This window comes from Providencia sp. PROV003, assembly GCF_045040775.1.
GTDB lineage: Bacteria > Pseudomonadota > Gammaproteobacteria > Enterobacterales > Enterobacteriaceae > Providencia > Providencia huashanensis.
In genome coordinates this window covers 1,188,199-1,210,313 of the sequence record NZ_CP096369.1, presented here as the reverse complement: position 1 = coordinate 1,210,313, position 22,115 = coordinate 1,188,199, and the positions used below count along the sequence as shown (strand labels likewise).

The following is a 22,115-nucleotide window of genomic DNA, read 5'->3' as shown; positions in this document are numbered from 1 at the left end:
TAATTGAGCTGTTCGTTACAGGCTCTACAGCTAGTATTGCTGCCGAATTAGTTGGTGTCCAACACCGCGGCTTATTGTTCCCATCGCCTCAGAGTGCTAATCGCTGAGCACGTTGATAAGCATTCTTGGTTTGATGGAGAGATATAAATCGACGAAAGTTATTTTGGTGGAAGCCGTAAAGATTCTTTAGGTAGAGGCACCGTCGGTAAAGTGACTGTATTCCAGCTATTGAAGTGTAGTGACAAGGTTTATACTAAGATTATACCAGATGCCTAATCTCACATATTGCTACCGATAACGAAGCTTTACTGAAACTCGGCACTTAAACCCACACTATAATGAATAGCCACCAATTGACAGTTTACATAGCCGAGGCTACGGTCATTTCGATATTCTCGCGACCAAAGCTTAGTATTCTCGTTTAGATAGCGCCCTTTTAAAAATCACGCCAATAGTTGCAGATGAGCCAGCTTTGGTGGCAGGTTATTACAACATTGAAAAAGAGTGCTTAAAAGAGGCGTATTTTCAACGAGGGCTATTGCTTCTGATGTGAACAATAACCCAGAAGGCACCACGCTTTGGCATCTAGTACGTGAAGGCAAACTAGATGATTAATCGTAAGAAAATATTATGTGCTGCACAATCGTTAATCATAAAGTGATCCAGAAAGGTGATGCAACATCAACGGATGGTGGCATACTTGAAGGGTGTTATGTTGAAAGCCAATATGTGGCTATCTTGCTTCTACTAGTGCATTTGTCATAACAGTAAGATAAATATCCATTTAATGGTTTGCATTAAATAAAAAAAGAATACCATAATAGCCATCTTCACGGATATCCGTAAAGATGGCTTAAAATAGAGTTTAGTTTGATTAACGTTCTAGCTTATGGATGTCATTGGGGTACCACGACATTCTTTATTTCCCGCCTTAAGGGATGAAAGCGGCTCGACTCTCATGTTGTTGTCCTATCTACCCACCCGTATGATAAACATATCCTCCACTGTGAAAAATTCCGCCTTGTTCAAGACAAACATCACGTCCATAGCGTTCATAGTCAAAGTAATGGGATAAATGACCCAGTTGGGCTAAATCATAACAACCACTTTCTTCTATCCAGTAATAACCTAAATCATATTCATTATAGACCCCCGCTAATTGCTGGAAAGAATCTAAATTATCCGCTAAATGAATTAAATCATGGATTGAACTCGCGGAAGAACCGATTTCAATAGCTGCCTGATAAAGGTCAATTTCATCAGGCGATAACATGGCTAATTGCGTGGCTAACTCATTCAACTCATCTAAAAGGCTATATTCTGAAATATAGGAAGAAAGGCCATCAATGGAGGATTCATAGTCGGTCAAAAAATACTCTTCATAGTGAATACCATCAATGCCAATCCGCATTAAACAGTGTTCTATTTCTTTTGAGGTTGCCGGAAGCTCAAGCCACTCACCAACCAGTTCACCTTCGTTATATTTACCTAAATTCGTAATAAAAACAGAAATCATCCCCGATTTTAGGCATGGGGAAGCCGTCGCAGTTATATGCATATTCGTGTCCTATTATTGATGTATTGTGATTTAATTAATGGCGATATTTTGATAAAGGGAGCTATTTCCCTTTAGAAGCTGATGTTGATATAAAATCCCCATCAGCTGAAAACAGATAATCTGCTTTAAAGCGTGATTAATGGCGTTTTAGATCAGGATAATGAGCAGACTGACAGATCCGATAATGTGTTAAGTTTTCTATCATGATTTATTTTTGTGTGGGTTAAAACGAAAAAAGCCCCTGTTCCAATAAACTAGGGTCAGTTCAGACTCACAGACTCCTAAGAGATGAAACCCCATCAGGGGTTTCCGTTAACTTATGGCTATCAATCAAACGTGTATTCACACTCGATACATTCATAACGATCAAATACCACGCCATCTAAAGCTGAACCACTCACAGCCCCAGCAGTAGCTCCAGCTACTAAACGTCCAAATAGAGCGCCTACCGCAGCACCAGCAATCGTCCCTATAACAGGAACAGCAGAGCCGATAGACGCTCCAGCTAGTGCGCCTGATACGCCACCAGCAACAGCTCCTGTCTTTTTCCCGATATGACGTTCACGAATACGGGTTGAATCGCAGGCCGGGCAACGAATGTAATTTTCCATGATAATTTCCTTTTAGGTTGATTAAAAAGCAAAAAAGCCCCTGTCCGTGAGGACAGAGGCTTTCAGTGATAAAGCTTTTTTATTGAATGAAATGTATTACGATAAATCGTGGTTAGTTATCATGCGTTTTGACGATGAAAATTCCCATGAACAATATTGCCACCATTTCGCAATGAATCGATATAGTCGGCATACCACTGCATCATTTCACGTCTCCCTGCCAAATATTGCGCCATGGTTATAGGTTCCACGTATCGCATTTTTATTGCTATGCGCCAGCTGTGTTTCAATCCAAGCGCTGTTAAAACCTTTCTCACGATAATCCTCATCTCGTGGCGGAGACCGTGTCCTGTTAGCCTTCCTTCATACCTAAGCAATTAAATCGCTTTCTTGACTAACCAGCTTTTGATGAGTATCTAGCAAGGTATGCAAAACTGTATCTGCAAGCCTCACACTATCTCATTGCCTAATTTAGCAAAACTAAACGGCGAAATTTCCCTTTCCCTATTCGCATCCAGATAATCAGCCCACCATTGCACCATCAGTCGTCTTTCCTCAATATGCTCAGCCTTATGAATATAAGCAGCTCTTACTGAATTGCGTTCTTGGTGGCTCATTTGCCTTTCTACTGCATCCTTCGACCATAGCCCTGACTCAATCAACGAGCTACAAGCCATCGTTCTGAAACCATGTCCACAGACTTCCGTCTTAGTGTCATAGCCCATCACACGTAACGCGTTGTTAACTGTGTTTTCACTCATTGGTTTTCTAGGATTGTGATCGCCGATAAAGATCAGTTCGTGGTTGCCACTGAATTGATAGATCTGTTTTAAGATCTCAATGGCTTGTCGGCTTAAAGGGACTAAGTGAGGAGTACGCATTTTTGATCCACGATGAGAGTGCTTAACCCCTTCTATCGCTTCGCGTTCAGCAGGGATCGTCCACATGGCATTATCAAAATCGATTTCATCCCAGCGAGCAAAGCGCAATTCACTGGAACGAATAAAAACTAACAAGGTAAGTTTGACAGCAAGTTTAGTTAAAGGTCTTCCCTTATAATCATCGATACGTTGTAAGAACTCGGGTAGACGTTTAAGCTCTAAAGCGGCTCTGTGGACTCGTTTACCTGTCGCAACTGCACCCGCCATGTCTTGCGCTGGGTTATAGTCGATTAAACCGCTTTGTACGGCATAACGCATTATGGCTGTCACACGTTGTTGTAAACGTGCTGCAACCTCAAGACGTCCAGACATCTCTACGGCTTTAATCGGTTCAAGGAGATCACGAGTGTTTAGTTCGGCAATATTGCGTTTACCAATAGCAGCAAAGATATTGTCCTCAAGGCTTTTAAGGACTCGATGGCTATGCCCTTCTGACCACTTTTTATTGGTCGCGTGCCAATCACGAGCTACCTTCTCAAAGGTGTTAAATTCCTTTTGCTGTTCTTCCTTTAATTCTTTCTTGAGCTCGCGAGGATCGATACCTAAAGCGACTTGCTTTCTGGCAGCATCCCTTCTTTCTCTTGCATCCGCTAAAGAAATTTCAGGGTATACACCAAAAGCCATCAAGTGTTGTTTACCGCCAAAGCGAAAACGGAAACGCCAATATTTAGAACCATTGGGGTGAATATAAAGAAACAAGCCATCACTGTCTGTCAGTGTATAAGCTTTATCTTCAGGTTTAGCTGCACGAACTTTTGTATCGGTTAATGCCATATTCTTTATCCTCTTCACCCCAGAGTGAGTATATAAACGAGATATCTCAGATTACAGTCGATGATTTCGAGTTACATAAACAACTAAGTATCTACGCCAAAGGCTGCGCCTGCATTGCTTTAGCATTGGTAATTCAAGATATAATGAGTATACAAACATTATCGAAGCGAAGATATACTCAGTTATATACTCACTCGGAGGTTGATGTGGGTTGAGTTAAGTTGACATACATTGACTGAAAACGCGGGGGAAGCCTTGCAAATACTGGATTTTAGATACAAAAAAAGACGTCAGTTGACGTCTCTTGATGTTCTTATGGTGCCGAAGGCCGGACTCGAACCGGCACACCCGAAGGCGGTTGATTTTGAATCAACTGCGTCTACCAATTCCGCCACTCCGGCACTGAAGTGATGTGTTTCTTGGAAAACGCTGCCATTATACTTGCCTTGTGTCTACTGGCAACACTTATTCTTGAAGATCAAGTCTGTTCGATTAAAAAAAACGCATATTGCTAAAATCACATGATAAGAGAAAGAAAGCTTCTTTTGTTTATATCTTCATTAGCCGATATGGTAGCTTTCCCTAACTATTTTTCTTATCACAACGCTGGGTCACTGGCGATAGACAATTATTTTTGTTAGTTTATCCGCAATCTAATACAAACATTAAGGCTTTATCATGGGTTTTGTTGGGTGGATAGCGACAGGGATCTTTATTGGCATCTTAATTGGTGTGGTAATGAAAATTTTCGCTAAGAAAAAATAAGATTGGCTGAATAGCCATTTGCAAACAATCATATCGGCTGGCTTCAAACATGAAGAAATCATTACTAAAAATTCTGTCAGTATCTGCGTTGTCTTTAGCCTTGATGGCATGTTCAACAACGACCAAAAAAACACCAAAATTTCTGCAAACGAATGATATTGCATCTACTGACTGGCAGGTTTTTGAAGGAGATAGAAGGACCTACGAACGCGTTGCTAAAATTGTCGATTTATATGCCAATCGTATTTTTAACGAAAGCGACGCCAGAGGTATGGCAATAATTGTTATTGATAATAACCAAGTTTTATCCCGTTATTATGGCGAAACAGCACCCGGCAATGGTAAAAAACCGGGGCCAAATTCACTCATTCGCATAGCATCAATTACTAAATTGATGACGAGTGAAATATTAATCAAGCTTGAACAAGACAAAAAGTTATTAATTACTGACCCGCTGCAACAATATGCCTATCATGGTGTTACTGTGCCTGATAACGCCAGTGGGCAGCCGATTCGCCTCTACCACCTTGCAAGCCACACCAGTGGCTTACCTCGTGAGCAACCAGGCGGAAAATGGGGGCGTCCTGTATTTATTTGGCCAACCCAAGATAACCGCTGGACATGGTTAAAAACAGGCAAATTAGATGCGACGCCAGGCACTGAGGCATCCTATTCTAACCTTGCATATGACTTATTAGCTGATGCCATGGTGAAAGCATCAGGTCATTCTTACCCACAATTGTTTAGTCATTATGTCACCTCCCCAGCCAAAATGACCAATACCACCTATACACCCAATAAAGCTCAATGTGCACGTTTAATGGAAGGCACTAAACCAAGCCCTTGCCATAATACACTTGCAGCAGCAGGAAGCGGTGGTGTGTATTCAACCCCAGCAGATATGCAAAAGTGGATGCAACAATTTTTATCGACAGATAAGAGCTTAAGGAAAGTCACCGCGGCTCGTGAGCAAGGCATCTATTTCCCTCGCGAAAAATTGTTAGAAATTAAAGGAATGGACGTCGCTGGCCATGCGGATGGGTTAGGCCTTGGGTGGGTTTATATGAAACCGAAGAATGGCACTCCAGGAATTTACCAGAAAACAGGCGGCGGCGGTGGGTTTAATACCTATATGGCGATGATCCCACAGCAAAACATTGGGGTATTTGTCGTCATGACCCGAAAAGATAGCAGCAAATTTAGTAAGTTAACTATTGGCGTTAATGAACTCGTCGCTTCGCTATCTTCTAACCACGCATATGGGAAACATTGAAGGAGTACCGCCAAAGCATTACAAACAATGGCGAGTTACACCCCGACCCTAAAACGTGGATTTACCCGCATTATCTCATTAATTGCGACAACAGCCTGATATATTCAGGCTGTTTTTGATAATTTTACTACCCATTTTTAAAATCAATTCATTCAAATTCCCGATAATCTTTTAGCCTTCCATTAACACATCCAGAGCTAAAATGAAAACAAAAAACCACGCGATAACATTAAGTTGTCAGGCTACACAATGCCCAAAAATTAGCCAATTTGAATTGATAGAAATTTTGAATAGTATTAAAGGCCATTGTACTAAAAAACCAGAGTACGTAGAGAATAGGTCTATTGCTACTCAATACCCCTACAAATATTTAGATGGCTCAGAATTACAAGCTATCAAAGCTTACCGACAAGAAGAAAGGCGAATATATCGGGAAAAGTGCCAAACGGCTTTTAAATTTAAACGACAAAATAGTATGAAAGGTGGTTTTTTTTCACTTGCTCAGCAATTAGCAAACCGGAGTCGCCAAAATATTTTAGCTATTGATAACCAAAGTCATATCTCAGGAGCCAGAAAAAAGTTATTTCAACCCCAAACAAGGGTAGTCGCCTTTATCAGTGCATTAGGTTACGCAATAGTTGGTTAATAATAACAGTATTAATGCCCTATTATTCAAGCTATTTCTTATATTTATAATCGTTTTATGCAATGTTGTAAGCTGATTCAAGGCTAATCTTAATCCCTCTTCTACTTGATGAATAGGAATTAAAATGCGTACTTCTCCATTTTTTTTACATCATATAACACGGCCCTGTACCATTAAACAGGGCAACGTTTCTGAGTTGGTTCTCCAACTTAGAAGAATCCATAACCACCAAAACATATTCCCTGCCCCGCAGAAACCGACATCAGTAGAAATAAATCTTGGATCACTCAATTCTCATCCTTTAAAAAACAATCAAAAGAAATTAGAACAAACACCTGAATATAAAAAACTTGTCAGTGAAGCACGAAAAGAAGTACAAATCGCATTCACAGAGCAAGAATGGAAAAAAGCTTATCTTATTCGCCAGTCATATACGGCGAATGGCGGTATTTTTTCTTGTGCTCAACAGTTAGCGAATAAAAGTCGATTGAATGTTATTGGGATTAAAGGTGAATATATCAGTACATCTGCAGATAATAGGCAACAACAAGTTTTATTCCGTCCTCAGAATAAACTATTACGAATTATCAGTAAGTTAGGAAACTTATTACTAAGTAAATGACGACAAAGAAAAAGGCTGTGATACCCGAAGATACACAGCCTTTAATGACCTATAAAACGCTATTTTCGTTTCACTAATAAAACAATACTGACAATTAGGAACAATAAGCTTGGCAAGATAGCTGCAATAATCGGTGGTACTGAATAAACAAGGCTCCAGTTACCAAACCCTTGGTTTAGCACATAAAATAAGAAGCCGCCCACAATACCTGAAATAACACGTACCCCCATTGGTACGGTGCGTAATGGCCCGAAAATAAACGAAACGGCCATTAACATCATGACAGCGGCAGAGAGTGGCGCCAATATTTTTTTCCACATACTTAATTCATAAACAGCTGCAACTTGACCACTTTCTTTCAAGTAAGAAACATACTGATATAAGCCACGAATAGATAACGAATCCGCATTCAAAGAAACTATCCCTAGTTTTTCTGGGGTAAGGTTAGTTTTCCAGTCAACCGTCAACCGCTGTGAACCCGTAATTTTTTTCTCACTGCTTAATATTGACTCATCCACTTGAGATAACACCCACTGTTTATTTGCCGTGTCATACTCCCCACTTGAAGCAAACATCACCGAGTTAAGTTTTTGTTGCTTATCAAAACGGTAAATCGATACATCTTGAATCGATGTTGCGTTATTAATACGCTGAATGTGTATAAAGTCGCGGCCATCTTTTGCCCACATTCCCTCGTCAGTAACCACTAATGAATTACCAACGATTTTTTCTGCACGGTAGTTTCTCGCCCATTGCTCACCGGCTGGTGCAATCCATTCACCAATGAACATCGCCACGATAACCAGAGGGATAGCCGTTTTCATCACCGCAAGGGCAATCTGTAAACGGGTAAAACCAGAAGCTTGCATGACCACCAGCTCACTACGTGAAGCGAGTGCACCTAAGCCCATTAACGCCCCTAATAAGGCCGCCATCGGGAAGAAAACATCAATATCTTTTGGTACCGTAAGTAAAGTAAAAACCCCCGCGCTCAACGCAGTGTAATCACCATCACCCACTTTACGCAGTTGCTCGACAAATTTAATAATCCCAGCGAGTGAAACCAATAAAAAAAGCGTCACCAAAATAGAATTTAGGATGGTCCGACCGATATACCTATCTAAAACACCAAACATCAGGCAACCCCTTTACTCAATTTAAGACGCATACGGCGCATAGGAACAGTGTTCCATGCATTGAGGATCACCGCTAAGACTAAATACCCTAAGTTCACTGCCCACATGGTATACCTTGGGTCAATATCACCTTTATCTGCACTATTGCGTAACGTACTTTGCAGCAAAAAGAAGATGAGGTACAACAGCAGCGCAGGTAACATACTTAGCACCCGACCTTGACGTGGGTTCACTTCACTTAGAGGTACCACCATTAAAGCCATGACGATAACCGAGAAAACAATCGTTAAACGCCAATGAAACTCTGCATTCACTTCAGGTGTATTTTCATTCCACAATTGCAGCATATTCTTTTGCTCAACGCGGTCATTACGAGCCTCACCTGTTTGATGATCGACTATGGCTTGGTAATTGACAAAGTCAGTGATACGAAAATCACGTAATAATGCCGTCCCCTCGTAACGGGTCCCTTCATTAAGAATGACCACTTGACGGCCATCAGGGTCTTCCTTCATATAACCACTTTCGGCAACCACTACAGAAGGGCGCTGTTCATTCGCAGCACGTAACTGCGCTAGGAAAACATTTTTGAAATTACTCCCTTTTACATCACCAATATACAAAACATAGTTGCCGTCTTTTGTGGTTTTAAACTGCCCTTCCACCATTGCGGCTAAACCTGGGTTAGCTTTAGCATCCGCTAACACTTGTTCTTGATATTGAGATGACCACGGTAGCATCCACGTAATATTGGCAACTGCCACCATGGCGGTAATCATGGCCAGCACTAACGCCGCTTTGACCAAAACACTTTTCCCTAAACCGCAGGCGTGCATTACCGTAATTTCACTTTCAGTATAAAGCTTACTGTAGGTCATCAATAGCCCAAGAAATAGGCTTAAAGGTAAGATAAGTTGCGCCATTTCAGGCACACCTAACCCCAGTAAAGGAAGTACTAAGTTTGATGGAATATTGCCCTGAACGGCAGCGCCCAGAATATCTATCGACTTCTGGCTAAAAAAGATTAGCATCAATACAAAAAGTATGGCTAACTGACTTTTCAGGGTTTCCCGTACCAAATATCTAATAATGATCACGCTTATTACGCCTGTGAAAACTTGTCTTTTGGGTAGAAAATGGCTAAGTTCGTTCAATGTCTGCCATTTACTAACATATACTCTAGTTTATTGTATGGCTAGAATGATATAAAAGCATTCTCTATACTGATTAAAATATCAGAACATGCTTAATATTCGCGAAACCAAATATACTCGCCATACTTCGTAGTTGTATCGCGATAAACAGCATACAACTTGGTTTATTTCGCGTATAGATGGTCAGTTTAACATAAAGAGTTCATTCTCTATGAGGTAGATCATGCGAAACGCTAATTCTAGCGGGAGCATCGGCCTTTGTCTTTAAGATTCAGGAGAACGCATGGAGTTTAGTGTAAAAAGTGGTAGCCCGGAAAAACAACGCAGTGCATGTATTGTTGTCGGAGTCTTTGAACCACGCCGTCTGTCCCCAATTGCTGAACAGCTGGACAAAATTAGTGACGGATATATCAGCGCCCTGCTGCGCCGCGGCGAACTTGAGGGTAAAGTAGGGCAATCCCTGCTACTCCATCATGTACCAAATGTTCTGTCTGAACGCATTCTGCTTATCGGTTGTGGTAAAGAGCGCGAATTAGATGAACGCCAATTTAAACAAATTATTCAGAAAACAATTAGTACTCTGAATGAAACAGGCTCAATGGAAGCCGTATGTTTCTTAACTGAATTACATGTAAAAGGCCGCAATAACTACTGGAAAGTACGTCAAGCAGTCGAAACAGCAAAAGAATCGCTGTATGTGTTTGACCAACTAAAAAGTAATAAAACAGAGCACCGTCGCCCACTACGCAAACTGGTGTTTAATGTCCCAACACGCCGTGAATTGACCAGTGGTGAGCGCGCGATTTCCCATGGCTTAGCCATTGCTTCAGGGGTTAAAGCTGCGAAAGACTTAAGTAACATGCCACCAAACATTTGTAATGCCGGTTACTTAGCCTCTCAAGCTCGTCAACTAGCAGATATTTCAGATAGCAAACTAACCACTCGTGTGATTGGTGAAGAGCAAATGAAAGAGCTGGGAATGAATGCCTATCTAGCAGTGGGGCAAGGTTCACAAAATGAATCACTGATGTCCATTATGGAATATAAAGGCAACCCAGATGCGGACAGCAAGCCAATTGTTCTGCTCGGTAAAGGGTTAACCTTTGACTCAGGTGGTATTTCAATCAAACCAGGCGAAGGCATGGATGAAATGAAATACGACATGTGTGGTGCGGCAAGTGTGTATGGCGTGATGCGTTTTATCACTGAATTGCAACTTCCAATCAATGTGATTGGGGTACTAGCAGGTTGTGAAAACATGCCTGGTGGTCGCGCTTATCGTCCCGGCGATATTCTAACTACCATGTCAGGGCAAACCGTTGAAGTACTTAATACTGATGCGGAAGGTCGGTTAGTTCTGTGTGATGCACTCACCTATGTTGAACGCTTTGAACCTGAGCTGGTTATTGATATCGCTACCTTAACAGGGGCTTGTGTAATTGCATTAGGTAGCCATTATACAGGGTTGATGTCAAACCATAATCCACTAGCTCATGAGCTGTTAAATGCCTCGGAACAAGCGGGTGACCGTGCATGGCGCTTACCACTAGCGGATGAGTATTTTGACCAAATCACCCCTAATTTTGCTGATTTAGCGAATACAGGTGGTCGTCCAGCAGGTGCAATTACCGCTGGCTGCTTCCTATCTCGCTTTGCCACTAAATATAACTGGGCACACCTTGATATTGCAGGTACCGCTTGGCGTTCAGGTGCCGCGAAAGGGGCTACTGGTCGTCCGGTTGCGATGCTAGCGCAGTTTTTACTAAACCGCGCGGGTTTAAATGGTGATGAGTAATCCCATTTAAATGATTTAGCTGTATCTCGTCCATAAAAATATCCCGATGAGCAATAGTGATTCGGGATATTGTTTTTTGGTTTTCAAGGCACTGAGAAAGCCATTTTGAGGCAGCTATAAAAAAGGATATAATTAAGCATAGATATATACTGCGCTTGGTTACCAAAATACACCCCTGCAAATTGAAGGGTAGCGATTTAAGCTATACCCTAGATAATTCAGTTTGTAGGTAGGCGGCAAGCGACTGAGACCTTAGGAGCATACATAAGTATGTGACTAAGGCGAAAAAACGTAGCCAACACCCCTGCAAATTGAAGGGTAGCGATTTAAGCTATACCCTAGATAATTCAGTTTGTAGGTAGGCGGCAAGCGACTGAGACCTTAGGAGCATACATAAGTAGGTGACTAAGGAGAAAAACATAGCTAACACCCCTGCAAATTGAAGGGTAGCGATTTAAGCTATACCCTAGATAATTCAGTTTGTAGGTAGGCGGCAAGCGACTGAGACCTTAGGAGCATACCTAAGTAGGTGACTAAGGAGAAAAACATAGCTAACACCCCTGCAAATTGAAGGGTAGCGATTTAAGCTATACCCTAGATAATTCAGTTTGTAGGTAGGCGGCAAGCGACTGAGACCTTAGGAGCATACATAAGTAGGTGACTAAGGCGAAAGAGCGTAGCCAACACCCCTACAAACTGAAGTATGACGGGTATAATGGGTATATGAAAAAAGGTACATTTTACCAACTAACACAAGCCTCACCGCTTCCTGATCTTGAAGCCCATGAATGGCTAGCTTGCGAGCTTGCTGCTCAATTGTGGCGTAATGGGAAGCGAGTTCTGATTGCTTGCGAAACGCAGCAACAGGCAGAAAAAATAGATGAAACCTTGTGGCAGCGTGACCCACATCAGTTTGTTCCCCATAATTTAGCGGGTGAAGGCCCTCGTTATGGTGCGCCTATTGAAATTTGTTGGCCTGCCAAACGGGGAAATACGCCACGTGATATACTGATTAATTTACAAAATCAGTTCGCAGATTTTGCCACGGCTTTCCATGAAGTGATAGACTTCGTACCTATTGATGAAACTTTAAAACAGTTGGCGCGTGAGCGGTACAAAATATACCGTAGCGTCGGCTTCAATTTGACTATGGCGGCGCCGCCAACTTACTGAATACAAAAGATAATGGAAAAGAAACCAGATAGCCCAATGAATGAGCCTTCGCTCGATAAAACCTATAACCCCGCAGAAATTGAGCAATCACTGTATGCTCACTGGGAGAAAAGCGGTTATTTCAAACCTAATGGGGATACCACCCAAGATAGCTTCTGTGTCGTCATTCCACCACCGAACGTCACTGGTAGCCTGCATATGGGGCATGCCTTCCAACAAACCATCATGGATACCATGATCCGTTACCAACGTATGCAAGGTAAAAATACCTTATGGCAAACAGGTACTGACCACGCAGGTATCGCGACTCAAATGGTCGTTGAACGTAAAATTGCGGCAGAAGAAGGCAAAAACCGTCACGATTACGGCCGTGATGCGTTTATTGACAAAATTTGGGAATGGAAAGCAGAATCTGGCGGCACTATTTCTCAACAAATGCGTCGTCTAGGCGACTCTGTTGATTGGGAACGCGAACGCTTCACCATGGATGAAGGCTTATCTAAAGCTGTTAAAGAAGCTTTCGTTCGTCTCTACAAAGAAAACTTAATTTACCGTGGTAAGCGCCTTGTTAACTGGGACCCAAAACTGCACACCGCAATTTCTGATTTAGAAGTTGAAAACCGTGAAGTTAAAGGTTCTATGTGGCACCTGCGTTACCCATTAGCTGACGGGGCAAAAACCGCCGAAGGCAAAGACTATTTAGTCGTTGCTACTACACGTCCTGAAACCATGTTGGGAGATACTGGCGTTGCTGTTAACCCAGAAGATCCTCGCTATAAAGATTTGATTGGTAAAGAAATTATTCTACCAATTGTTAACCGCCGTATTCCTATTGTTGGTGACGAGCACGCCGATATGGAAAAAGGCACGGGCTGCGTGAAAATCACCCCAGCTCATGACTTTAATGACTACGAAGTCGGTAAGCGCCATCAGTTAACGATGATTAACATGATGGATTTAGATGGTAACGTACGTAGCGAAGCTGAAGTTTTCGATACTAACGGTAACCCATCAACCGCTTATAGCAGCGAAATGCCTGAAGCATACCGTGGCATGGAGCGCTTTGCAGCACGTAAAGCTATTGTGGCAGAGTTTGAGCAATTAGGCCTACTCGTTGAGGTGAAACCTCATGACCTCACCGTCCCTTATGGCGATCGTGGTGGTGTCGTTATTGAGCCAATGCTAACTGACCAATGGTATGTACGTACTGAGCCTTTAGCCCGTGATGCCATCAAAGCTGTCGAAGACGGTCGTATTCAGTTCGTTCCTCGCCAATACGAAAACATGTATTTCTCGTGGATGCGTGATATCCAAGATTGGTGTATTTCTCGCCAATTGTGGTGGGGTCACCGCATCCCCGCGTGGTATGACGAAAAAGGCAACGTCTACGTAGGTCGTGACGAAGACGAAGTTCGCCGTGAAAACAACCTAGGGGCAGATATCACACTACGTCAAGATGATGACGTTCTAGATACTTGGTTCTCTTCCGGCTTGTGGACATTCTCCACCCTCGGCTGGCCAGAAAATACAGATGCACTGAAAACTTTCCATCCAACCGATGTATTAGTCAGTGGGTTTGATATTATTTTCTTCTGGATCGCCCGAATGATCATGATGACCATGCATTTCATTAAAGATGAAAATGGCGAGCCACAAGTTCCATTTAAAACTGTTTACATGACAGGCCTGATCCGCGATGAAGAAGGCCAAAAAATGTCGAAATCCAAAGGGAACGTTATTGACCCACTGGATATGATTGACGGTATTTCTCTGGAAGATTTACTCGAAAAACGCACAGGCAACATGATGCAGCCACAATTGGCTGAAAAGATCGCTAAACGCACCCGTAAAGAGTATCCAGAAGGAATTGAAGCCCACGGAACCGATGCACTGCGCTTTACTTTAGCGGCATTAGCGTCAACAGGTCGTGATATCAACTGGGATATGAAACGCCTGTCTGGTTACCGTAACTTCTGTAATAAACTCTGGAATGCGAGCCGTTTCGTGTTGATGAACACGGAAGGTCAAGATTGCGGCCAAAACGGCGGAGAGATGAGCTTTTCACTCGCTGACCGCTGGATCATGGCACAATTTAATCAGACAGTGAAAGCTTACCGCGATGCGTTAGACACTCACCGTTACGATATCGCAGCGGGTATTCTGTATGATTTCACATGGAACGAGTTCTGTGACTGGTATTTAGAGCTGTCTAAACCTGCGGTTCATAAAGGTAACGAAGCACAAGTTCGTGCGGCTCGTTTCACTTTAATTGAGGTATTAGAAGGCTTACTGCGCCTTGCACACCCTATCATTCCGTTTATCACTGAAACCATCTGGCAACGCGTCAAAGTAGTGAAAGGTATCGACGCTGATACTATCATGCTACAAGCGTTCCCTGAGTTCGATGCGGCTAAAGTGGATCAACTCGCGCTGAGTGACCTTGAGTGGATCAAAGAAGCGATTATCGCCGTGCGTAATATTCGTGCTGAAATGAATATTTCCCCAGGTAAACCGCTCGATGTAATGCTGCGTGGTGCTTCTGCCGATGCGAAACGTCGTGTCGATGAAAACCAGAACTTTATCAAGTCAATGGCTCGCTTAGAAAGCATCTCAGTATTAACTGAAGGTGAAGAAGCTCCTATATCTGTCACCAAACTAGTTGGTGGTGCTGAGTTACTGATCCCAATGGCGGGTCTAGTAGACAAAGACGCCGAACTGGCTCGTTTAGATAAAGAGCTGGAAAAGGTGGTTAAAGAGATCGAAACCATTGAAAACAAACTAGCAAATGAAGGTTTTGTAAGCCGTGCACCTGCTGCGGTAGTGGAAAAAGAGCGTGAGCGTTTAACCGCTAATATTGAAGCGAAAGCGAAAATTGAAGCGCAAAAAGTGACAATTGCCTCTTTATAACGGTTCATTAATTTAGCCGACTTGAAAGCCCTTATTGGTTTACTAATAAGGGCTTTTTCTTGCTGAATAATTCGAGTATCATCAAACGACTGCGTTCGCAGTTCTCAGATTGAAGTTCCCTTCTGGTTCTCTCTACACTGAGTTGTACACAATAATAATCAAGAGTTTCACATGACAACACAAAACTATAACGTTCGACTTATTGAACAACAAGATAATGCAGGGATTGCCGCGGTGATCCGTGAAGTTTCTGCTGAACATGGTTTAACTGCAGATAAAGGCTTTGCCGTTGCAGACCCCATCTTAGATACCTTATTTGAGGTATACAACAAACCCCGTAGCGCTTATTGGGTGGTAGAAATGGATGGGGAAATTGTCGGTGGCGGCGGTGTTTCACAACTGGCAGGCGGCGATAACGAAACAGCGGAATTACAGAAAATGTATTTATCTTCCGTATTACGTGGCAAAGGCTTAGCCAAAAAAATTGTGCAGATGTCACTGGAGTTTGCGAAACAACAAGGTTATACCCGTTGCTATTTAGAAACCACCAAAGACTTACAAGCCGCAATTAAGCTATACGAAAAGTTAGGTTTTGAATTTATTGATGCCCCTTTAGGTAATACAGGCCATAGCGACTGTGAAATTCGTATGTTAAAAGCGTTGTAATTATAAAGCTTATAAGGGTAGTCAATATGCTATCCTTATTTATCTAATATTCTTTAGATAATAGATTTTTTATGATCCCACATTTATATCGAGAACCTATTTCATCACTATGTTCTTGTAAAATAATTAGTTCCTTCTCTAAGTTAATTAATTTTTCAATATTTTCTCTCACATTAATTAAATGCGTATTAATAACAGATTCAACTAATTGGCAATCATTACTATTATTATCCACTAAGTCTAATAGTTTTTTTATTTCGCGATGAGACATATTAAGACTACGGCAGTTTTTAATAAACCTTAGTCTCTCAATGTGATTTTCACTATAGCTTCGATAGTTATTATCATTTCTATTAGGAGGAATAATTAACCCCTCTTTTTCATAGAAACGTATAGTCTCCCTTGGAATGTTGAATAGTTTTGATAATTCACCTATTTTCATTATTGACCACCTAAAAACGGATACAGCCCATTGTAAACTTTCAATAATACTAATCCTTACCATCATTGTAATGTCAAGAAAAAAACATATTTTTTCATTTGTCCACTATATTATTAAAATATATAATTAAATTTATTAGTATCGTATTTTTTGGTTCTTTTGGTATATAGAATTAGCCAGATGACTAGCTAATTCTATTCCTTCTTCTAAAACCTATTCACTAAACTATGCATGATATCTTAGCATTGTTTCTCTCCTATATTTAGCAGGGGTCACTTTCAATTCTCGCTTAAATGCTCGTGTTAGCCCTTGCTGACCATCAAATCCATACCTGAAAGCGATATCAATGATTTTATCATTGGTTTCTTTCAAATCTGTTGATACCCTTAACAAGCGGCTGATTAAAAGATATTGTCCTAAACTCACACCAACCGTATTTTTAAAAATACGTTGGAAATACCACTTTGAATATCCTGCTCTATCAGAGATTTCCGCTATCTGTAGTGGTTTATCTACATTCATATCGATCCACAAAAGAATATCTTGTATTACATTTTCTCTAATGGTTTGATGACTCATCGCTCATCTCCTTAATAAAACCGAATGGCTTTACTGATAAAATGTGACATGTCCTCGAAGTTGATTTTCACCGCTTGCGCCAACAATTTTATAGCGGCTCGCTCCTAACTTTTTAGCTTCTTGCTGAGCCTGCATTTCAATTGATGACAAACTAGCATCACCAACAAAAGTCTTTGTTACTAATATTTTTCTGTGAGGTTCTGTTGAGGAATTATTTTCAATTATTTTATTTGATACCAGCTGAAAGTTAACCTTATTACCGGAAGCCAAACCCTGGTAACTAAATAAACTTAACGCTAATAAAACTATCATCTTCTTCATCATTAACCCTTATTTAAGTATGTATTTAAATTAATGATTATTATTAAAAACCTTAAAGTAGATACAAGGTCAATAGCTTATTTCTATTTTTGCACAGTATATTTTAGTCAATTAATCATAATTGAATTAATTAAAGGTTCCTTTTCGATTTTTAATATCCTATTAAAGCCTTATTAAATTAAAACGGTTGACCTTACAACTACTGTAACCTTTACCCTGCCCAAATATTTCTTATTCAAGTTTTAAGCTAACAATGAGATCAATTAATTAGGTAAGGTTTATTATGAAAATAAAAATCGGGATATACGCTACATTTGTTGTAGCCATGGGCATAAGTGGTCTAGTTATTGCTCAAGACGCAAATAATGATAACAAATCAGAAACAGCAAGTTCCACCATACTTCCCAAAGTGCCTGTAGCAGAAGTTATTCAACAAGAAATTGTCCCTTCCTCTGAATTTACAGGCTATTTAGCGTCTCCCAAAATCGTGGATTTACGCCCTCGGGTTGGTGGACGCATTAATTCGATAGAAATTCCAGAGGGGAAACTGGTTGAAAAAGGGGATTTACTCTTTCATATAGATCCGCGACCCTTTCAAATAGCACTACTTGATGCAGAAGGAAAATTAAGCCAAGCAGAAGCTTTAGCCATACAAGCTCAGCGAAATTACCAGCGCCTCAAAGGATTAGTCAATAAAGGGGCGATTTCCCGTAAAGACTATGACGATGCCCTTTCTATACTTTCGGCTAATAATGCGCAAGTAAAATCCGCCAAAGCAGCCGTAGAGTCCGCTAAATTAAATTTATCTTATACCCAAATCCGTTCACCGATTGCGGGTCGAGTTGATAGAGCATTTATTACTGAAGGTAATTTAGTGACTGGTGGGGATACGAATGAGGCGACTCGCTTAACCACGATTGTTTCTATTGACCCAATATATGCTTACTTTGATATTGATGAAACTACCTTTCATAAACTAACAAGTTTACAGCCGTCAACAATAAAAAATAGCGCGACAGCTTTACCTCCAGTGACCATACGGTTACCAAATGAAAAACATACGCAATATACTGGCACCCTTAATTTTATTGGCAATCAAATCGAGAGAACGACTGGCACAGTAAAAGTCAGAGCGGTTATCGCCAATAAAGATGGCAAATTGATACCCGGTACGTTTATTCGTGCACAACTGCCTATAGGAGAAAAAACACCTTCAATTTTAATTGATGACCAAGCGATTGCTTCTAATCAAGGGCAGAACTACGTCCTCGTTCTAGATAAAAATAATAAGGCAGAATATCGCCCTGTGGAACTAGGCGCCATGATTGGCGGCCTCCGAGTCATTAATCACGGTTTAACTGCTGGTGAGAAAATTATTATTAAAGGCCTTATTAGACCCGGTATGGAAGTCATGCCTAATCCTATTCCTATGCATCCCTCATTAGCAGCAGAAGCAACTCAGTCAACCACGAACAACAAACATCTGACCGTCAATGAAGTCGAGGAGAAACAATAATGAAGTTTCCTCATTTCTTTATACAGCGCCCTATTTTCGCTATGGTTTTATCAATATTTATAGTGATAGCTGGGGTATTAAGCTTTTATAAGCTTCCCCTAAGCGAATATCCATCGGTAACACCGCCGACAGTTCAAGTTATTGCGAGTTATCCTGGTGCCACCCCAAAAGTGATTGCAGACACCGTTGCCTCCCCCATTGAGCAAGCAGTAAATGGCGTCGAGGGCATGCTCTATATGAGCTCACAGATGTCAACCGATGGAAAAATGGTGCTCACAATCTCGTTTAGACAAGATGTTGACCCCGATATCGCGCAGATCCAAGTACAAAACTTAGTATCACGCGTTATTCCCCGTTTACCCCAAGAAGTTCAGCAAATTGGCGTTACCACAGAGAAAACTTCACCGGACGTACTAATGGTTGTCCATATGTATTCGCCTAATAATGTCTACGAACCTCTGTTTGTTTCTAACTATGCATTACTCAATGTCCGTGATGAAATCGCAAGACTACCTGGAGTGGCAAGCGCATTAGTATGGGGTGAAGGTGAATATGCGATGCGAGCATGGATTGACCCAACAAAAATAGCCTCATTAGGGCTAACCGCAAATGATGTCGTTGCCGCTATTCGAGAACAAAATGTCCAAGTTGCTACAGGCTCTATTGGGCAACAACCGAATGCAACATCATCATTTCAAGTTAGTATAAACGCCCTTGGACGACTCACAACTGAAGAACAATTTGGCAATATTATTATTCACTCAGGAGAAGATGGACAAGCCACCTATTTAAAAGATGTCGCTAGGCTAGAGCTAGGTGCCGATAATTATTCACTTCGTAGTTTGCTGAATGGGCAAAATGCAGTCGGGCTACAAATTGTGATGAGCCCAGGGGCAAATGCATTAGAGGTTGCCGAATCAGTCAGAGAAACTATGGCGCGTTTACAAGCTAACTTTATCGAAGGAATCGATTATAAAATCGCCTATGACCCAACCATATTTGTCAGTGCTTCTTTAAAATCTGTCGCCATCACACTGCTTGAAGCCACCATATTAGTTGTCCTGGTTGTTGTTTTGTTTTTACAAAGTTGGCGTGCTTCTATTATTCCATTAGTCGCTGTACCAGTATCCTTAATCGGCACATTTGCCTTTATGTACCTGTTTGGTTTTTCTCTAAATACGTTATCTTTATTTGGTTTAGTTATCTCAATAGGAATAGTTGTCGATGATGCTATTGTCGTCGTCGAAAACGTTGAAAGGCATATTTCAGAGGGCTTAGCCCCAAAAGAAGCCGCATTTAAGGCAATGGAGGAGGTTACAGGCCCAATCCTTGCGATTACCTCAGTTCTAGCCGCCGTTTTTATTCCCACCGCATTTTTGTCTGGCCTACAAGGAGAATTTTATCGTCAGTTTTCATTAACCATTGTTATTTCGACAATTATTTCAGCAATTAACTCGCTAACGTTATCCCCTGCCCTTAGCGCGATTTTGCTCAAATCCCATGATAAAAATACAAAGTTAGATTGGCTTACTCGTATTATCAATGCAATATTTGGTCGTTTCTTTACAAAATTTAATATTTTTTTCAATACATTATCTAACAAATACGTTCTAATCGTACGCCGTTGTATTCGAGGAAGCTTAATTGTTCTAGTGCTATATCTGGGGTTTGTTGGGCTAACCGCATTAGGCTTCAAAGTAGTGCCTAATGGTTTTGTTCCCGCACAAGATAAATACTATTTGATTGGCGTTGCTCAATTACCATCCGGTTCATCTCTCGATAGAACAGAAGCCGTTGTCAAAGAAATGTCACGCCTTGCATTGATGGAACCAGGAGTTGAAAATGTAGTGGCTTTCCCTGGCCTCTCAGTGAATGGGCCTGTTAATTTGCCTAACTCTGCCCTCATGTTTGCCATGCTCAAGCCTTTTGATGAGCGCACTGACCCCTCCTTGTCTGCAAATGCGATTGCAGAGCGCTTAATGGGCAAATTCAGCCAGATACCTGACGGATTTGTTGGTATATTTCCTCCACCTCCTGTGCCTGGACTTGGTTCAATGGGGGGTTTTAAAGTACAAATCGAAGATAGGGCTGACCTAGGTTTTGATGCATTAGCACAAGTGCAAGAACAAATCCTTATGAAAGCGATGCAATCACCCGAGTTAACAGGAATGATGGCTAGTTTTCAGACTAATTCCCCACAAATAGATGTAGATATTGACCGTGAGAAAACCAAGTCTCAAGGAATAACACTGACCGATATCTTCGATGCTTTACAAATCAATTTAGGTTCTCTCTACGTCAATGACTTCAATCGCTTCGGTCGTACCTATCGTGTTGTTGTTCAAGCTGATACTCCATTTAGAATGGACCCAAAAGATATTGAACTGATCAAAGTGCGTAATAAACATGGCGAAATGATCCCTTTAAGTGCATTAGTGACTATTACTCGTACAAATGGCCCAGACCGCGTGATCCATTATAACGGCTATCCTTCCGTTGATATTACTGGCAATGCAGCTCCAGGCTATACCTCTGGTCAAGCAACTAACGCAATGGAGAAAATCTTACGTGATACCTTACCTGAAGGAATGGATTTTGAATGGACAGATTTAACTTACCAAGAACAATTAGCGGGTAATTCTGCTCTCTATATTTTCCCATTAGCAGTACTATTTGCCTTCTTAATATTAGCTGCCCAATATAACAGTTGGTCGTTACCATTCTCAGTATTACTAATAGCCCCAATGGCACTACTGTCAGCAATTACGGGAGTCTGGTTGCTCGGCGGGGATAATAATATTTTCACACAAATTGCCTTTATTGTACTGGTCGGTCTTGCGGCGAAGAATGCTATCTTGATTGTTGAATTCGCAATAGTGCAAGAGAAGCAAGAAAAAGATCCACTAACCGCTGTATTGGAGGCTTCGCACCTAAGATTGCGCCCTATTTTGATGACATCTTTCGCCTTTATTGCTGGAGTTATTCCACTGGTACTAGCCACTGGAGCAGGCTCTGAAATGAGACAAGCAGTGGGGATCGCGGTATTTTTCGGCATGTTAGGCGTCACCTTCTTCGGCTTATTGCTAACCCCTGTATTTTATATGACGATACGGAGATTAACGTCCAAGAAATCAACATAACGTATATTTTATCCGATAAGGAAGCTCACTAAGCACAAGTAGTTTGGTGAGTTTTCTATTTAATCACCAAATAAAATTCATTATAAAACAAAAAAA

The 22,115-nt window shown here is 41.3% G+C and carries 18 protein-coding genes, 1 tRNA gene and 2 pseudogenes; 11 read left to right on the top strand and 10 right to left on the bottom strand.

Going from position 1 to position 22,115, the window contains the following annotated elements; genetic code table 11:
- Positions 1–2 precede the first annotated feature (2 nt).
- Together M1F14_RS05515 and M1F14_RS05510 are read left to right on the top strand one after the other, a co-directional pair.
- Positions 3–273, top strand: a pseudogene (locus M1F14_RS05515) (IS1595 family transposase); the annotation flags it as partial.
- Between the two features lie 357 nt (positions 274–630).
- The gene (locus tag M1F14_RS05510) at positions 631–765 is read left to right on the top strand and encodes a hypothetical protein (protein ID WP_269750008.1); all 135 of its coding nucleotides are present in this window, start codon (positions 631–633) and stop codon (positions 763–765) included.
- A gap of 208 nt (positions 766–973) precedes the next feature.
- On the opposite strand, the gene M1F14_RS05505 is transcribed toward M1F14_RS05510, so the two are convergent.
- The 5 genes and pseudogenes from M1F14_RS05505 to M1F14_RS05485 form a co-directional block, all read right to left on the bottom strand.
- Positions 974–1,558: an antirestriction protein ArdA gene (locus M1F14_RS05505; protein WP_181468817.1), complete on the bottom strand. Its 585-nt coding sequence runs from the start codon at positions 1,556–1,558 to the stop codon at positions 974–976.
- A gap of 326 nt (positions 1,559–1,884) precedes the next feature.
- Positions 1,885–2,169: a hypothetical protein gene (locus tag M1F14_RS05500; RefSeq protein WP_181468818.1), complete on the bottom strand. Its 285-nt coding sequence runs from the start codon at positions 2,167–2,169 to the stop codon at positions 1,885–1,887.
- 119 nt (positions 2,170–2,288) lie between these two features.
- Positions 2,289–2,537: pseudogene (locus M1F14_RS05495) on the bottom strand (tyrosine-type recombinase/integrase); the annotation flags it as partial.
- 81 nt (positions 2,538–2,618) lie between these two features.
- Positions 2,619–3,884, bottom strand: coding sequence for an integrase arm-type DNA-binding domain-containing protein (locus tag M1F14_RS05490; RefSeq protein ID WP_004915968.1), 1,266 nt, complete (start codon positions 3,882–3,884; stop codon positions 2,619–2,621).
- A 316-nt stretch (positions 3,885–4,200) separates the two neighbouring features.
- Positions 4,201–4,285, bottom strand: a tRNA-Leu gene (locus M1F14_RS05485).
- 413 nt (positions 4,286–4,698) lie between these two features.
- On the opposite strand from M1F14_RS05485, the gene ampH reads away from it, so the two are divergent.
- The 3 genes from ampH (at position 4,699) to M1F14_RS05470 (ending at position 7,190) form a co-directional block, all read left to right on the top strand.
- The gene (ampH, locus tag M1F14_RS05480; protein WP_042845677.1) at positions 4,699–5,922 is read left to right on the top strand and encodes a D-alanyl-D-alanine-carboxypeptidase/endopeptidase AmpH; all 1,224 of its coding nucleotides are present in this window, start codon (positions 4,699–4,701) and stop codon (positions 5,920–5,922) included.
- 202 nt (positions 5,923–6,124) lie between these two features.
- Positions 6,125–6,568 carry a hypothetical protein gene (locus M1F14_RS05475; RefSeq protein WP_129466590.1) on the top strand — a complete coding sequence of 148 codons (444 nt, stop codon included), beginning with the start codon at positions 6,125–6,127 and terminating at the stop codon, positions 6,566–6,568.
- 124 nt (positions 6,569–6,692) lie between these two features.
- Entirely contained in the window at positions 6,693–7,190 is a 498-nt protein-coding gene (locus M1F14_RS05470) for a hypothetical protein (RefSeq protein ID WP_042845681.1), read from the top strand.
- Between the two features lie 59 nt (positions 7,191–7,249).
- Here the strand turns inward: M1F14_RS05470 and lptG are convergent, their stop codons facing one another.
- Positions 7,250–8,326: an LPS export ABC transporter permease LptG gene (gene lptG, locus M1F14_RS05465; protein ID WP_071548680.1), complete on the bottom strand. Its 1,077-nt coding sequence runs from the start codon at positions 8,324–8,326 to the stop codon at positions 7,250–7,252.
- Positions 8,326–9,423 (bottom strand): LPS export ABC transporter permease LptF, encoded by a 1,098-nt coding sequence (lptF, locus tag M1F14_RS05460; RefSeq protein WP_042845684.1) that lies wholly within the window; start codon positions 9,421–9,423, stop codon positions 8,326–8,328. The genes lptG and lptF overlap by 1 nt, the downstream gene beginning before the upstream one ends.
- 340 nt (positions 9,424–9,763) lie before the next feature.
- Here lptF and pepA point away from each other — a divergent pair, with 340 nt between their 5' ends.
- From pepA to M1F14_RS05440, 4 genes are all read left to right on the top strand, one after another.
- A complete protein-coding gene (pepA, locus tag M1F14_RS05455; RefSeq protein WP_042845685.1) occupies positions 9,764–11,275 on the top strand; it encodes a leucyl aminopeptidase in 1,512 nt (503 codons plus the stop codon).
- 723 nt (positions 11,276–11,998) lie between these two features.
- Positions 11,999–12,448 carry a DNA polymerase III subunit chi gene (locus M1F14_RS05450; protein ID WP_034782118.1) on the top strand — a complete coding sequence of 150 codons (450 nt, stop codon included), beginning with the start codon at positions 11,999–12,001 and terminating at the stop codon, positions 12,446–12,448.
- Positions 12,449–12,484: 36 nt separating this feature from the next.
- A complete protein-coding gene (locus M1F14_RS05445; RefSeq protein WP_181469352.1) occupies positions 12,485–15,355 on the top strand; it encodes a valine--tRNA ligase in 2,871 nt (956 codons plus the stop codon).
- 171 nt (positions 15,356–15,526) lie between these two features.
- On the top strand, positions 15,527–16,021 hold the full coding sequence (locus M1F14_RS05440; protein WP_042845687.1) for a GNAT family N-acetyltransferase: 495 nt from the start codon (positions 15,527–15,529) through the stop codon (positions 16,019–16,021).
- A 43-nt stretch (positions 16,022–16,064) separates the two neighbouring features.
- Here the strand turns inward: M1F14_RS05440 and M1F14_RS05435 are convergent, their stop codons facing one another.
- From M1F14_RS05435 to M1F14_RS05425, 3 genes are all read right to left on the bottom strand, one after another.
- Positions 16,065–16,463 (bottom strand): MerR family transcriptional regulator, encoded by a 399-nt coding sequence (locus tag M1F14_RS05435; protein WP_042845688.1) that lies wholly within the window; start codon positions 16,461–16,463, stop codon positions 16,065–16,067.
- 225 nt (positions 16,464–16,688) lie between these two features.
- Positions 16,689–17,042, bottom strand: a complete 354-nt coding sequence (locus tag M1F14_RS05430) for a helix-turn-helix domain-containing protein (protein ID WP_042845689.1) — start codon at positions 17,040–17,042, stop codon at positions 16,689–16,691.
- 30 nt (positions 17,043–17,072) lie between these two features.
- Positions 17,073–17,366, bottom strand: a complete 294-nt coding sequence (locus M1F14_RS05425) for a DUF1471 domain-containing protein (RefSeq protein WP_071548682.1) — start codon at positions 17,364–17,366, stop codon at positions 17,073–17,075.
- Between the two features lie 280 nt (positions 17,367–17,646).
- Between M1F14_RS05425 and M1F14_RS05420 the strand changes: the two genes are divergently transcribed.
- Together M1F14_RS05420 and M1F14_RS05415 are read left to right on the top strand one after the other, a co-directional pair.
- Positions 17,647–18,879 (top strand): efflux RND transporter periplasmic adaptor subunit, encoded by a 1,233-nt coding sequence (locus M1F14_RS05420; protein ID WP_048605884.1) that lies wholly within the window; start codon positions 17,647–17,649, stop codon positions 18,877–18,879.
- On the top strand, positions 18,879–22,019 hold the full coding sequence (locus M1F14_RS05415) for an efflux RND transporter permease subunit (RefSeq protein ID WP_042845692.1): 3,141 nt from the start codon (positions 18,879–18,881) through the stop codon (positions 22,017–22,019). Before M1F14_RS05420 ends, M1F14_RS05415 begins: the two co-directional genes overlap by 1 nt.
- The last annotated feature ends 96 nt before the right edge of the window (positions 22,020–22,115 follow it).

What these genes read in the sequence shown, in the direction of transcription:
- M1F14_RS05510 (WP_269750008.1), top strand. Translation starts at nt 631, where the DNA reads ATGTGCTGCACAATCGTTAATCATAAAGTGATCCAGAAAGGTGATGCA.
- M1F14_RS05505 (WP_181468817.1), bottom strand. Translation starts at nt 1,558, where the DNA reads ATGCATATAACTGCGACGGCTTCCCCATGCCTAAAATCGGGGATGATT.
- M1F14_RS05500 (WP_181468818.1), bottom strand. Translation starts at nt 2,169, where the DNA reads ATGGAAAATTACATTCGTTGCCCGGCCTGCGATTCAACCCGTATTCGT.
- M1F14_RS05490 (WP_004915968.1), bottom strand. Translation starts at nt 3,884, where the DNA reads ATGGCATTAACCGATACAAAAGTTCGTGCAGCTAAACCTGAAGATAAA.
- ampH (WP_042845677.1), top strand. Translation starts at nt 4,699, where the DNA reads ATGAAGAAATCATTACTAAAAATTCTGTCAGTATCTGCGTTGTCTTTA.
- M1F14_RS05475 (WP_129466590.1), top strand. Translation starts at nt 6,125, where the DNA reads ATGAAAACAAAAAACCACGCGATAACATTAAGTTGTCAGGCTACACAA.
- M1F14_RS05470 (WP_042845681.1), top strand. Translation starts at nt 6,693, where the DNA reads ATGCGTACTTCTCCATTTTTTTTACATCATATAACACGGCCCTGTACC.
- lptG (WP_071548680.1), bottom strand. Translation starts at nt 8,326, where the DNA reads ATGTTTGGTGTTTTAGATAGGTATATCGGTCGGACCATCCTAAATTCT.
- pepA (WP_042845685.1), top strand. Translation starts at nt 9,764, where the DNA reads ATGGAGTTTAGTGTAAAAAGTGGTAGCCCGGAAAAACAACGCAGTGCA.
- M1F14_RS05450 (WP_034782118.1), top strand. Translation starts at nt 11,999, where the DNA reads ATGAAAAAAGGTACATTTTACCAACTAACACAAGCCTCACCGCTTCCT.
- M1F14_RS05445 (WP_181469352.1), top strand. Translation starts at nt 12,485, where the DNA reads ATGAATGAGCCTTCGCTCGATAAAACCTATAACCCCGCAGAAATTGAG.
- M1F14_RS05440 (WP_042845687.1), top strand. Translation starts at nt 15,527, where the DNA reads ATGACAACACAAAACTATAACGTTCGACTTATTGAACAACAAGATAAT.
- M1F14_RS05435 (WP_042845688.1), bottom strand. Translation starts at nt 16,463, where the DNA reads ATGAAAATAGGTGAATTATCAAAACTATTCAACATTCCAAGGGAGACT.
- M1F14_RS05430 (WP_042845689.1), bottom strand. Translation starts at nt 17,042, where the DNA reads ATGAGTCATCAAACCATTAGAGAAAATGTAATACAAGATATTCTTTTG.
- M1F14_RS05425 (WP_071548682.1), bottom strand. Translation starts at nt 17,366, where the DNA reads ATGATGAAGAAGATGATAGTTTTATTAGCGTTAAGTTTATTTAGTTAC.
- M1F14_RS05420 (WP_048605884.1), top strand. Translation starts at nt 17,647, where the DNA reads ATGAAAATAAAAATCGGGATATACGCTACATTTGTTGTAGCCATGGGC.
- M1F14_RS05415 (WP_042845692.1), top strand. Translation starts at nt 18,879, where the DNA reads ATGAAGTTTCCTCATTTCTTTATACAGCGCCCTATTTTCGCTATGGTT.